Source organism: Tenacibaculum sp. (genome assembly GCF_050290165.1).
In the GTDB taxonomy this organism is placed as follows: Bacteria; Bacteroidota; Bacteroidia; order Flavobacteriales; family Flavobacteriaceae; genus Polaribacter.
On record NZ_JBNKHD010000001.1, the window covers coordinates 1 to 16,011 of the forward strand.

Sequence of the window (16,011 nt, forward strand, 5' to 3'; positions counted from 1 at the left end):
TGCAAACAAACTTAAAATAGAAGTTCCTTCTTCGTAAACAGTCTCCGTAGCATTATACGTTACTACAAGCTCCTGCTCTTCCTCTGTACTCAAACAGCTAATTGCCGATAAACTAGCACTTGTATTTGCTACTAAATTAGCTAACAACTGCTCCATATGAACAAGCATCTGTTCTACCAACGACCTGCTAAAAATATCGCTGTTATACTCAATACCGATAACTAATTCATCTGATGACTCCGTGAAAGTAAACAAAAGATCAAATTTACTCGCCGAATGAAAATCATTATTATAAGTGGCTATTGATAGAGAACCATCTTCTAAAAAGTCAATTTCTTGTTCATTTTTAGCATCTTGAACTACCAACATTATATCAAATAATGCACTTCTACTCAAGTCTCTAGTTATCTGTAAATCATCTAACAATTCATCAAAAGGATATGCTTGATGTTCAAAAGCTTCTAGAGTATTTTTCTTAACTTTTTCTAACAGTACTTCAAAACTGTCTTCAGAACTAAAAATATTACGAAGTGCTAAGGTATTCACATAAAAACCTATTTGATCATGCAACGCCGCATGAGTCCTTCCTGAAACCGGGCTTCCAATAATCAAATCTTCTTGACCTGAATACTTATGCAAAAACGTATTTAATAAACTCAAACAGCCTATAAACAAGGTACCTTCTTCTCTCGAACACAAATCTTTGAACTTCTTATAAAGAGATGTATTTATCTTACGCTCTATAAATTTTCCTTTATAAGTTTTTACTGCTGGTCTTGGAAAATCTCCAAAATCTGACAATACTGGTAAATCTCCCTGTAAATGTACTAACCAATACTCTCTATCTTTTTTTAAACCTCCATTTACTAACTGTTCTTGCTGCCATACAGCATAATCTTTATACTGAATCTCTAAATCCTGTTTCGAGTCATCAAGATTCTCATTCAATTGTCGATATACTTCCATGAGCTCCTTCATCATAATATCAATAGACCAACCGTCACTAATAATATGATGCATTACAAAACAAAATATCCATTTAGTATTACTAACCTGAATTAACTCTCCTCTTAATAAAGGGCCTTCTTCTAAATTAAATAAGGACTCATTTTCATGTTTTATTCTATCTTTTAGTTCTTTTTCATAATTCTCAAGATTTCTTAAATCAACTGTGTTAAGTGTAAACTTAACAGTATCCTCATCTTTTACATATTGCTTTACTTTTCCTTGACTGTCCTCCTTAAAAACAGTACGTAAAATTTCATGGCGATGAATCAACTTTTCGAAAGATTTACATAATAATTCATCTCTAAGAATACCTTTCATCTCATAAACACCCAACATATTATATGAAACACTTGCATTGTCCATCTGACTTAACGTCCATAATCTTTGTTGAGATGATGATAATGGGTAACCATTTAATTCAGGACTCTTAAGAATTTTATTCTCCTTATCACCTAAACTATCTGTATTCTCATTCTCTTGTAAAGCTTTTATTAACTCCTCTTTATTTGCTTTTATTTCAGCAATTAAACTTTCATTAATACTTGTTTCTTTAGTGAATACTTTTAGCTTACCATCTACCACTTCTAATAGTAAGTTATTCTCCTGAATTTTATTTAATAAATCTTTCATTAATCTAAATTTATTTCCTGAAGTTCTTGTTTATTTTTCTGTAACTCTTTTTGTTGCAACATAAATTTCATGTGTTCAGAAATTCCTGATATTGTAGGATCTTCAAAGATTCTCTTTATCTTTATTTTGACTGAAAATGATTCATTTATTTTGTTTATGAGTTGTGTAGCTTTAATACTTTGTCCACCTATATCGAAGAAGTTATCATAAATTCCTATACGCTCTTTTTGAAGGATTTCTTTCCATATATTGGTTAATTTATCTTCAATTTCATTTCTAGCTGGTTCAAATGGAGTTCCAGAATTTATCAAACTTCCCTCCTCTTCATGAAGTATTTTTTTATTAATTTTCCCATTAGTATTTAATGGCATTTCATCAATTTTAATATACTTTGCGGGAATCATATAACTTGGCAATCTACTATTCAGATACCTTCTTACCTCTAGTATATCAAAGTCTTCTCCTGTTACTAAATATGTAACTAACTCGTCTATTTCTTCTTCATTCTTTACTACCAAAACGGCTGCACTCTCTACAGTTGAGTAATTTTGTATAGTATTCTCAATTTCTCCTAATTCAACTCTATACCCTCTAATTTTCACCTGATTATCTTTTCTTCCTATAAATTCAATACTTCCATTTGGCAACCATTTTCCTAAATCGCCTGTTTTGTATTCTCTTACAAAATCATTGTTGATTAAAAATTTTTCAGCGGTTAGTGTCTCTTCATTTTTATAACCTCTAGCTAAACCAGAACCACTAATTCTAATCTCCCCAGCAATTCCAATAGGCTGAAGCACTCCGTTATCATTGGTTATCGTTATACCTCTATTAGTAATAGGTTTACCTATTATGCAATTCTCTTGAGTATTATCAATTCTTGAATAGGTTGAACATACAGTAGATTCAGTTGGTCCATAAGTGTCATATATTTCTACTCTATTAAAAAAGCTAGATATATAATTTCTGCTAAGTTTATCCCCTCCACTAATCATCAACCTTAATTTATTCAAATTAAGTTCAGACTCATTTAAAGCTTTTAATATTAGTGGTGTTGTACTTAAAATGGTAGCATTCTTTTCTTCTATTAAACATTGAATTTCTTTAATATCTCTTCCTCCGTTTGTTCCCATTAAAAGTGTTCCTCCTGCTATTAAAGTTGGGAATATTTCTTCTACGTGTGTATCAAAGGATATTGAAGATTGTTGAATAACAGCATCTGTTTCACCTAAACCAAATGTTTCAATAAAAGTTAAACAATAGTCTAACATACTTTCGTTTTCAATCATTACCCCTTTTGGAGTTCCTGTTGAACCTGAAGTATACATTAAATAGGCTAAATCAGATTTATTTACTTTTATATCTAAATTACTATTATCTAAAGCTTCTTTACTTTCCTCAAATTTTAATAATTCACTTTTATCTATTATACAGCTACAGTTACTATCAGATTTCATGAAATCTATGCGTTCCTGTGGTAATTGTACATCAATTGGTAAGTAAGCTGATCCTGTTTTCAATATTGCCAACATACTTATTGGAATCCATTCACTTCGTTCAAGCTCAATTCCAATTAATGTATCTGGTCCAACTGTAAAATTTTCCTTTAAATAATGTGCTAATTGATTTGCTCTTCTATTTAATTTCTCGTAGGTAAATATCTTATCCTCAAATAAGAAAGCTGTTTTTTCAGAGTATTTTCGTACTGCTTTCTCAAATTCATAAATAACAGAAGTTTCTGTAATTTCTCTCTTCTTCGTAGTCCTAAAGTTTTCTAACAATAGTTTTTTCTCTTCTTGACTTAAAATATCTATTTTTCCAACAGGTAAATTAGGATTATCTGTAACACTTATAAGTACCTGTTTTAAGTGCTTTAACATCCTTTGGGCTGTTTCTTCGTAGTATATATCATTATTATACTCTATTTCAACCTCTAGCTCATCATCAATTTCAATGAAATTAAATGATAAATCAAATTTACTTACCTCATAGTCTAATTCATGAAAGTTAGAAATATGTAGTCCATCAACTTCATATTCTTTGTTTTGAATAAGGTTATTAGAAGTAGCGTTTTGTAATACCACCATAACATCAAACAACGCTCCTCTACTCATATCTTTACGAATATTCAGATTGTTGATTAACTCATCAAAAGGGTAGATTTGATGTTTATAAGCCTCTAAAGTATTTTGCTTTACTATCTCTAATAACTCTTTAAATGAATGAGTACTTTTAAATTGAGTTCTAAGAGCAAGTGTATTTAAATAAAATCCTATTTGATTTTCTAAATCTGCATGCTCTCTATTGGCTATTGGAGAACCAATAATAATATCTTCTGCATTTGTATATCTATGAAGTAAAATTTTAACGGCTGTAAGTAAACTTATAAATAAAGTAACTCTTTCTTCATTTATTTGACTCTTTAACTTATTAACTATACTTGCTGAAATGCGCGTTTTAATGAGTTTTCCGTTATACGTCTGGATTTCTGGTCTTATTTTATCTTCTGGTAATTGAAGTACTGGTATTTCTCCTTCAAATTGTTTCGTCCAAAAATCTTTGTGAGTTTCTAGCTGATTTTCTTTTAACTGGCTTTGTTGCCAAACAGCATAATCCTTGTATTGAACTTCTAGTTCTTCTTTTACAATAGTTTGACCAAACTGATTGTGATCATTATATCCTTTCAGTAATTCATTAATTAACACATCCATTGACCAACCATCACTAATTATATGGTGCATTACATAACTAAAAATCCATCTATCTTTTTCTACTTGGTATATCGAAGCTTTCAGTAATGGCCCTAATTCCAAATTAAAATTAGTATCAAAATCTTCTTTTATTCTTTCTAATACAATTGTTTGATGATTGCTAACTTCTTCTAAACCATGATAAGATATTTCAAAGTTTATATTTTCAAAAGGCAACACATATTGGTTTACTTCTCCTTCTTCATTTTCCTTAAAAACTGTTCTTAAAATTTCATGACGCTTTATTAGGTCGTTGAAAGCATTTACTAAACTTTCATATTTGAATTCTCCTTTAAACTCTAGTGCTATTGGCATGTTATAAGCCACATTAACTTCATCGAACTGACTTAATATCCATAACCGTTTTTGAGAAGATGATAGAGGATAAAAAGGTAGTTCTTCAGCTTTTGGAATCTGATTATAGGTGTTTCTTGCAGCGCCATCGATTAATCGTGCTTGCTCCTCTAAAATAGTTGTTTCAAATAACTGCTTAAGTTCCAACTTAATATTGAATTCTTTATGCAACCTACTTATTAAACGAGTTACTTTTAAACTATGCCCTCCTAAATCAAAAAAATCATCGGTAATACTTATTGAATCTTTTTCCAATATTGTTTTCCATATGTCAACTAGCTTCTTTTCTGTTTCATTCTTTGGTTCTACTATCTCTTTATCTTTGGTTGTTTTTTGTTGTTCTATTTCTAATAACCTTTTCTTATCAATTTTTCCATTTCTTGTTAAGGGCATTACATCTACCTGCGTTATATACGTTGGAATCATATAAGCAGGTAACTTTTCTTTTAAAGAACTTTTTAACTCTTCTAAATCAAGATTTTCTTTTCCACAAACAAAAGCAGACAAAAATTTTACATTATTACTGTCATTGGAAACTACTATTGTAGTCTCAAAGACTTTATCTAACTCTAAAATTCTTTGTTCTATTTCTCCTAATTCTATTCTAAAGCCTCTAATCTTTACTTGATTGTCTTTTCTTCCTATAAACTCTATACTTCCATTTGAAAGCCATTTACAGATATCTCCTGTCTTGTATAAAATTGAATCTTTTTGATAAGGGTTATTTATAAAACTTTTGCTAGTTAACTCTTCTTTATTAAGATATCCTTTTGCAACTCCTAAACCTGCAACATATAATTCACCAGGTACCCCTATAGGCTGTAGCGCTTTATTTTCATTCAAGATATAACACTGGGTATTTGCTATGGGGCTACCTATTGGAACTGTACTTTTATGAGTTTCATTAACCTCATAAAAAGTACTGAATGTAGTGTTTTCAGTAGGTCCATACACATGCAAAAGTTTTCCTTTACCAAAACGCTCTATAAATTTGTTCACGTGATGTACTGAAACTTTTTCTCCTCCAAAAAGTATTTTTCTTAAACAACCTATTTCTTGTATATCACTGTCAACTAAAGAATTAAACAATACCGTTGTCATAAATGCAACAGAGATTTCATTGTTTACTATTTCTTCTGCTAATAACTGAAAATTTAAAACTAGGTCTTTTTCAGGAATATAAAGAGTAGCTCCATTTAATAAGGCACTCCAAATATCAAATGTAGATCCATCAAATACAGGATTCGATATTCCTAAAACTCTATCATGAGAATTAACTTGTACATAATCTGTATTTTTTACCAACCTTGTAATTCCCTTATTTTCTATAATAACTCCTTTAGGAATTCCTGTTGACCCTGAAGTGTACATTAAATAAGCTACATCTCCTTTTTCTTCTATATTTTCGGCATTATATCCTTCAAGGTTTTCTTCATTTAGCATTACATCAATACTAAAAATAGGAATATCAAACTCTATTACATCATTTAAATAATCTAACTGAATTACTATAGCTTTGGGAGCTGTATCTTTAATGATGTACTTCAGTCTTTCGTCTGGAGCTAGAGGATCTAACGGTAAATATGTGGCTCCTAATTTTAAAATTGCTATAAAGGAAATAATGGTATCTTCTGAATAGTTAGTTATTACACCAACCACATCATTTCTTTTTATATCAAACTGTTCACGTAGAATAAAAGCCAATCGATTTGCTTGTTCATTCAATTCGGTATAGGCATATTTCTTATTCTTATGAACTAAAGCTATATTATTAGGGGTTTCTTCTACTTGTTGATGAAAGTTTGCTATAACACTTTCATTAATTTCTTCATTCTTTAAAGATTCTGAAAATCGTAGCAATGTTTCTTTTTCTTGATCAGAGACTATCTCAATAGTTATTAGTTGTTCAGAAAGATAATCTTTAATGTTTTCAAGAATGCTTATGTAACCATTTAAAAAATTATTTATAAAAGTCTCTTCATATTTATAAGCATCATAATTTATATGTATAGTTATCTCTTCTTTTTCATTTTTATCAATACTCAAAGAAAGTTTTGTTTCTTTTATAACATCAAGTTCCTTACTTAGCTTAGTATAATTAAATCCATACTGTAAATAGTCGTCTTTACTAATACCATTATAAGCAAACCTTTCTTGTAATATTTTATAATCAATTTGACCATAACTTATTGTTTGCTCTATTTCTGCTTTGACAGCTACGATAATATCTTTTATCGTTTGCTCATTTGATATATCAACATTGTAGAAAAATAAACCCTCTTCATCATTTTTTTCCTCGTCTAAATAAATTATGGGTGAGCTCACCCAAACAGAATCTTGCTCTGTGTATCTCTTTATTAACCCTTTATAAATAGAAAGATAAATAGCATATTCAGCAATAGAATTCTGTTTAGTTAAAACATTAATACCTTCTAAACTTTCTCTTTTTACTTGCCTTGAAACAGAACCAGAAGGAATATCTTCATAAGGAATATATCTATCATTTTCGTTAGTATATTGATCTATTTTTTTAAACCAATACTCTTGTATGATTTTATTATCTTTCATAATATTTTTATGGTTAAATAATGCTTGTTAAATAATAGCGATGGGAAGTATTCTAAAATTAAGATTCAATATTAACACTGCATTATAGGAAGAAACACTGTTTGGATATGTTCTAACCAACCTATAATGCAACTCTAACACATACTTCTAGTTAATTATTGGGATTTAGTTGTATAACCTGAGTTAATAACTTTATAATTTAAAATGACATTAGAAGTGTATTTCTATACTCATTTTTGAACTTTCAATTTCCTTCTCTTGAGAAGTTGCAAAATCATAGTCTGTTAAGATTTTATTAGGGTTTTTAACCACCTCTTTTAAGAATACCTTATATCTTTCAATAAATAATTGAATCGTATCCTGATTAAAAAGATCTTTTCTATATTCCAAAATAAAGCGACTACCATTGGTTACTATCCATAAATCATACTTCGCTTGTTGAATTTCAATATGCTCTATACTTATTGTAAGGTCTTTATTAAGTAGAATTTCTTGATTTTCTAATTCAGCCCAAGTAAACCCTGTATTGATAAAACTTGTCCCTCCTTTTCTTCTATCAAAATCTAAATCCTCCATAAGTAAATCCATAGGATACATTTGATCTTCAAATGCTTTTAGTATTTTCTGATGTACTAAATGTAGTATTTCAGCAAAATAATTATCAGTAGCAAACTTTGTTCTAATAGGTAACAAATTTACATAATATCCTATTTGATCTTCTAAATCATAATGATCTCTACCCGCAAAAGGGACACCCAATATGATATCATTTTCGTTAGTTAACAGATGTAAAAAACTTGTATAAGCTGCTAAATGAAAAGTAAACTCAGTAATATTAAATGCTTCTGTTTTTTTCTTGATTTCCAAAGAAATTTCTTCCTCTATTTCAAAAATCACTCTCTTTCCTTCAAAACTAGCATTCAATAAATCTAAATTATCATACATTAAAGGTAGAGGTGATAATTCTCCTTTCAATTCATTTCTCCAATAAGTATCCGTTATCTCTTGGTTGTTTATTTTATTCCTTAACCAATGACTATAATCTTTATATTGAATTGGTAATGAAATAGTAGACAATACTCGATTGTTAACCAAAGCATTGTAATACTGACTAACTTCTCTAATTATTATAGAAAAAGACCATTCATCAGCAATAATATGATGCATAGTAAACAACAATAAATGTTCTTCCTCTTTTGTTTTAATTAAGTTAACTCTTAATAATGGTCCTTTTCCTAAATCAAAAGGTTTATTAGCAATCGATTTTATGTAATAATCTAACTCCGATTGAGTATCTCCTTCTCTACTTATTTCTTTATAACCGATTGAAAAATGAAAATCTTTCGCAGGGATTATATATTGTTTTACCTCATCATTCTCTTCAAGAAATACCGTTCTTAATATTTCGTGATTCGCTACTAAGTTTTGAAAAGCTTGTTCAATTGAATGCTTATTTAACACCCCTTTAAACTTATATAGTATCGGCATGTTATAGGCCACATTCTTTTCTTGAAATTGGCTAACCATCCATAAACTTCTTTGAGCATATGACATTTCATAGCTCTTTGCCTCATCAACAGGTACTATTGGCTCTTGATTTGATTTATTAGATTCTTTTATAAGATTTACTTGATCTTTTAAAACTGAACATTTAAATAATTCTTCTAGTGAAATTTTAACATTAAACTCTTTAGCTATTTTGTTTATAAGCTTTGTTAACTTTAAACTATGCCCTCCTAAATCAAAGAAATCATCTTCAATACCTATTTTATCTCTTTTTAAAATACTTTCCCAAACAGCTACTAATCGTTTTTCTATTTCATTTTTAGGAGCAATGTATTCTGTTCCACTTTGTAAAATTTCTACCTTGATGTTAGCTAATGCACTCTTATCTATTTTACCATTTAGCATAAGAGGAATTTCTTCTACCTTCACAAAAAAAGAAGGAATCATGTATTCTGGAAGTGATTCTTTTAAAAACGATTTTATTTCTGTTGCGCTTTCCTTATTTGAAGAAACAAAGTAAGCTATTAACTCCTCCTTACCATTATTTTCTATATCTTTTAGTAAAACTACAGCTTGTCTAATTCCTTCTTTTCTTAAAAGTGTATTTTCTATTTCTCTTACCTCTACTCTATTTCCTCTAATCTTTATCTGGTTGTCTTTTCTTCCTATAAACTCAATATTTCCATCTTTCAACCTTCTACCTAAATCACCAGTCCTAAACATTCTCTCTCCCATTATAAAAGGATTGTTTGTAAATTTATTTGAGTTATTTACATCAGTTTCTTTCAAATATCCTTCTGAAACACAATCTCCACTTACACATATCTCACCAATTACATTGAACGGAAGTATATTATTTTCTTCATCTAAAATGTATACTTTAACATTGTCAATTGGTTTTCCTATTAATACTCCTTTATTGCTAATTACTTTATCTTTGGAAGTAGGTCTATTTTCTATTTCGTAAGCTATAGATTTTTGTTCTTTTAAGATACTTTCTAAATCTTTAACCGTAGTAAACGGATTCATAAAAACAGTTCTTAAAGCTACATCTTCTATAGTATTTTGTCTTTTTAATTTCGTATAAGAAACAAAGGAATTTCCTCTATCAAACTGTATTTTTTGAAGCTGTTTATTCATTTCATTAATGAATTCCAGCTCTTTATCGGAATACTTCTTTTTATTTTTAAACTTTGATGGAACATACCTGTATAGAACAATGTTTAAATCAGGTTCAAATAACAATTCAAACTCGTTATTCTTTCTTATAATTTCAGCAAACTGTTGGGCATTTTGATAGTTGCGTCTTATTATTTCAGCAAACCCTTCTTTCCCTAGAATATTTAATACGCCATGTAATATTAAACTTGAAAAGTTCTTTGAGCCCTCTAGAGTAAATTTCCCTAAATCATGGCTTCCTTTACGTGCTTGATAATTGGTATTATTTTCTGAGCTTAATGCAAATGATGGATCTTTAAAAACACTATAACTCAACCCAATAGGCAAATACATTTGCTTATGTGCACATATTGCTACCGAATCTGCCATAGCTATCCCTTCAAACTTTTCTCTAAACTCATCTGCAAAAAGAAAACTTCCCCCAAAAGCTGCATCTACATGATAATGTATTTGATGTTCCTTTGCTATTTCACCAATCAATTTTAAAAAATCAATATTACCTGATTCTGTAGCTCCAGCTACACCAACAATAGCCAAAATCAAAGCTTTCTGATTTTTTAATTCTTTAATTTTATGAAATAGTTCATCATGTATTTCTGTTTGAGTCTTATTTTCATAGTCAAACCCAACAAAAGAATCTGTTCCTAAACCTAATATTTTTAAAGATTTACCAAAAGAGTAATGACATCTATTAGATCCTAATAGAACAACTCTTTCATAATCGTAATACTTTAATGCTTTAACTAATCCTTCTCTTTTTATCCCTTTAAATTCATTATCCGCAGGTAATAACTTACTCAAAGTATAATTCAGTACCATGATATTTGAAATAGTACCTCCATTGGTAGCTACCCCTATTGAAGTGTTCGGATTTTGCACATAATTTTTATAAAACTCATCATTATTTTGATAAATAAGTTTATGAAAAAAGCCAATCACTTGCCTTTCTATCAATGTTGAGATGGATGATGTTTCTATTTTAACCTGATTCTGGTTAAGTGCTACTACCAAGGCGTTAAGTTCTCTAACTAAATTAGGTACTGGTCCCGTCATGTGTCCTATAAACTTAGGTAAGTTTATATTTACAACATTAGGCAATACTTTAGATTTTAATAATTCTAAATATTCTTCAACCGTAGAGTTTAAATCCAAGTTCACATTATAAAACTCAGCCTTATTTACAATTTCATCGAATGGCTTTTGAAGGACTCTATTTGACGAATCTTGTAAGGAAATAAGCTCATCTATTTCTCTCTTTAAAGAATTATCAAATAACTTAAAGTTTCTAAAAGTATTATATTCTTCATAAGTATCATAATACGTAGCATCGGCCGTTAACTCTGTTGAACCGTAAATGTTTAAAAGTCTTACTTTCTCATTTTTCATCACTGTATAAAAGCTCTCTACATCTTTTTCTTTTAAAGCTTCTCCACTACTAATCCATAAATTCAGTTTTTCAAGTTTTGATTTACATAATTTTGGATATGATATAATCTCTCTTAATAATGAAGGTACCAGTACTATACGAGAAATATTCTGTTTACATAAACTATCAATAAAGTTTTCAATATCTAAAGTCTCTATTTTCTTATAAAAAACTAGAGGTATACCTTTTAATAAAGGCCCAAAAAACTCCCATATATGGTCTACAAATCCAATTGAAGTTTTAGCACAACATACCTCATCTTCCGAAAAAGGATAGTTTTTCCACATCCAATTTAACCTATTATAAACACTATCTCTTCTTAATAATACTCCTTTAGGAACTCCAGTTGATCCAGACGTATAAATAATAAACTCTACTGGGTTTGTTAACTGAGGCACTTCAATTTTTACTTCTAAATTTTCTTCATTTAAATCTATACCTTTAAAAAAGTTAGTATCAATAACTATATGACTTTGGCTATCGTTTTTTATAAATAATACTCTCTCTTTTGGTGTACCTGGATCAACTGGTATATATATAGCTCCTAACTTTTTAACAGCTATTAGTATAGGTATTAAATATTGATTGTGTTCAACAGAAACAATAACTCTATCTTCAATTCCAATTCCATATTTTCTTTTTAAATAAATAGCATATTTATTAGCTAATTCATCAACCTCCTCAAAAGACAAACTCTCGTCAGAATATTTAACCGCAATTTTATTTGGTGTCTTTAAAACTTGGTCTTGGAATAGATTAATAATTGTTTTATCTTTTTGGTAGGTTGCTGCGGTAGAGTTAAAATCATGCAATAATTGATGCTCTTGAGTATTACTTAAATAATTTATTTTTGATACTCTTTGCTCAGGGTTATCTATAGCATTTGTTAAGAAATTTTCCAAATGAATACCTAAACTTTCTATAAAACTTGGTTCATAGATATCTGTGTTATACTCAATAGTAAGCTCTAAATTTTCCTTTTCTACAAAAGTAAAGCATACATCAAATTTCGTAGTATTTCTAGTAATTTCATATTCTTCTATTTCTACTCCATTTATACTAACATCTTCTTTTATTGTATGTAATTGTGATTGATTTTGTAAAATCACCATAATGTCAAATAATGGAGAACGGGAAGAATCTCGTTTCATATCTAATTTTGAAACTAATTCGTCAAATGGATAATTTTGATGCTCATAAGCCTCAAATAAGTTTGTTTTTTGCTGAAACAATAAATCCTTAAAACTGTCATTATCTACAAACTGAGTTCTAATAGCTAATGTATTCAAATACAATCCTATTTGATTCTCTAAATCTGGATGTTCTCTTCCAGCAATTGGAGTACCTAATATAATATCTCTTTGATTTGTATAACGAGACAATAAAGCATTAATCCCTGTCATCAATGTCATGAATAATGTGACATCATTAGTTCTTGAAAATGTTTTTAACTTCTTCAAAAAAGATTCAGAAAAATGGTGCACATGCATATCTCCGTTATATGTCTGAATTTTAGGTCTGGTTCTATAACTTGGTAAACTTAAAACTGGAAGCTCTCCTTGGAATTTATTAAGCCAGTACGTTTTTGAGCTTTCATATTCTTCTTCTTTCAACTGTAATTGTAACCAAGCTGAATAATCTTTGTACTGTATTGGTAACTCTTGATAGCTGTACTCTACATCCTCTAAAAGATTTTTATAAATTCTCATTATATCTGACATCAACAACTCCAAAGACCATCCATCACCTATTATATGATGCATTACAAATGAAAACAACCACTCATTATCTGCCTTTAATAACAATGATCCTTTTAGTAAGGGGGGCTTATCTAAATTAAAAGGTCTCTCTTGTTGTTGATGTATATATGTATTTATTTCCTCTTCTGTTTTTTCTTTAAAATTCTTAAAAGCAATATCAAAATTTAACGCATCCCCTTCAACAATATACTGATATACTTCTCCTTCTTCATTCGTTTTAAAACAAGTTCTTAATATTTCATGCTTTTCAATTAACAAACTAAATGCCTTTCTAAATAGCTCTACGTTTAGTTCTCCTCTAAAAACTAATGCCCCAGACATATTATAAGCTATATCTCCCCCTTCTAATTGACTTAACAACCAAAGTCTGTGTTGAGAAGGCGTTAATTGATAATAATCCTTTTCTTCAGCTTTGGGTATAGCCACATAGTTTTCTTCTTTAATAGCTGCAGCAACATTCTCTAAAACAGGAACTTTAAAAAATTCTTTATAGGTAATATTTCCGTTGAGACGTTTATAAATTTGGTTGATTACTTGACCAATCATCAAACTATGACCTCCTAACTCAAAAAAATTATCTTTTATTCCAATTCCTTCTACATTAATAACTTCTTCCCATATTGAGATTAGTTCTTTTTCTACAGCATTTCTTGGCGCTACATATTCTTTCCTTATTATTTCTTCTGAAAATACTTCTGGTAATTCATTCGTGTTTACTTTTCCGTTAGGAGTTAAAGGAATAGATTTTAATTTCAGAAAATATGTTGGAATCATATAAGTAGGCAGATGAGAGCTTAAATACTCTCTTAAAAACGTTTTATCTATTTCTGCTCTGCTCGTGTAATAACCTACTAAAACATCAACATTATCAACTTGTTTTACTCTAACTATTGCTTCCTGAACATTTGAAGAGTATTCAATTATTCTATTTTCAATTTCTCCTAACTCAATTCGATAACCTCGTAATTTTACTTGATAATCTTTTCTTCCAAAGTATTCTAATGTTCCCGCAGGTGTCCATCTCACTAAATCACCAGTATCATACATTACTTCTTCTGATGAAAACGGATTTTCAATGTACTTTTCTTTTGTTAAATCAGGGCGATTTAAATATCCTTTCGTAATTCCCTCTCCAGATAAATACAGCTTTCCTATTACTCCAACAGGTAAAAGTTTTAAGTTTTCATCTAAAACATACGCTTGAGTATTAGTAATTGGTTTACCAATAGATATTGAATTTATATAAACTTCATTTTTATTTAGTTTATATACTGTACTGTATGTAGTATCTTCCGATGGTCCATATAAATTTCGTACTTGAGCTCTTGTTTTTGCTAGTTTATTTGCTATATCAATTGGAAAAGGCTCTCCTGCTAAATTGATAACACTTATATTTTCTATATCAATATCAGCTTCTAACAAGCTTCTCATACTCGAAGGAACAGTATTAATTAAAACATTAGCATCTTTATCTAATACAGATTTTATTTCTAATGCATCATTAAGCAGTCTAATAGGTTTTCCTATAGAAAAAGGGTAAAATATTTCGTATACAGAAAGATCAAAACAATGTGAAGTAACAGCATAAACTATATCAAACACACTTTCATCGAACTCTTGCTGACTCCAATGTATCATTGCCACTGCATTTGCATTGGTAATCATTACACCTTTTGGGTTTCCTGTAGTTCCAGAAGTATAAATTATATATGCTAAATCACTTGGAACATTTATTTTTGACAAGTTCTCTTTAGAGTATGTCTCTTTTTCTTTATCAAACCCTTCTAAAAAAACTCTATCAATAACTACTTTTGCATTACTATCTTTTTCTATGTAGTTAATTCGTTCTTTTGGATAATTAACATCTATTGGCACATAAGCAGCGCCTGCTTTTAGAACCGCTATAATAGCTATTAATAAATCTTCATTTCTATCAAGCTTTACTCCTACTAAATTATTGAGTTTAATTTCAAAATTTTGCCTAAGATAATTTGCTAATTGATTCGATTTCTCATTTAGCTCTTGGTAAGTAATCTCTTTTTCTTCAAATAAAACTGCAATACTTTCTGGTGTTTTCTCTACTTGATTTTCGAATAAATCTATAATTGTTTTGTCTTTTGAAAACTCCCGTTCAGTATCATTAAACTCATTTAACAACTGATACTTTTCAGTTGCTGTAACAATAGAAATATCTTCTATAGGTTTACTTATAAAGTCCTCTAGGTCACATATCCATTTTTTTAAGGTTTGTAAAAAATGAATTGCTACGCAATCATCTATAAAAGAATTATTGTAAGAAATCCCTAACTCCAATCCTTTATCACTTTTCTTTATTAAAAGTAAAAATGGAACTAACGCTTTTAATTCTTCTAAAGGAGAAGATATATTATATAAAAAACCATAGGTTGCATACTCTCTAAAACTACATTCTTCTTGAATTTTATTTTCGTAATTAACATAATGATAAACCTCTTGTACCTCTTCTTTATTGCTCTGTAAATACTCTTTAAATGTCTTATTTTTAATTGAACTGAAATTGAACAATAAAGGAGTGTTTTCATCTCCTATTTTTGAAGAATATAGTAAGCCTTCTACATCAAAATAACGACATAGAAGCGCATTAAATACACTCAGCAAAGTAGTGTATTCAATGATTGAATTATCTTTAGCCAGTTTTGAAAAATATAAAAGATCATTCATCTCGATTGTCTCTTCTAATTGCTTCATTTCACTCAAAGAAAATTCATCAACTTTAAAAGCACCACGTACTTTTTTAAGCCAATAACTAGAAGCTAGTTTTTGCCCAATTTTATCCATAAATAAAAAATGT

Annotated in this window: 3 protein-coding genes; all 3 read right to left on the bottom strand. The window is 29.3% G+C overall.

Annotated features, from left to right (window positions below; translation table 11 throughout):
* On the bottom strand, window positions 1–1,638 hold a 1,638-nt coding region (locus tag ACQY6M_RS00005), incomplete at its 3' end, for a condensation domain-containing protein (protein ID WP_428742644.1).
* Complete coding sequence (locus tag ACQY6M_RS00010) at window positions 1,638–7,310, bottom strand: amino acid adenylation domain-containing protein (RefSeq protein ID WP_428742645.1); 5,673 nt, start codon at window positions 7,308–7,310, stop codon at window positions 1,638–1,640. The genes ACQY6M_RS00005 and ACQY6M_RS00010, both read right to left, overlap by 1 nt.
* Before the next feature lie 210 nt (window positions 7,311–7,520).
* Window positions 7,521–15,998 (bottom strand): amino acid adenylation domain-containing protein, encoded by an 8,478-nt coding sequence (locus ACQY6M_RS00015; RefSeq protein ID WP_428742646.1) that lies wholly within the window; start codon window positions 15,996–15,998, stop codon window positions 7,521–7,523.
* Between the last annotated feature and the right edge of the window lie 13 nt (window positions 15,999–16,011).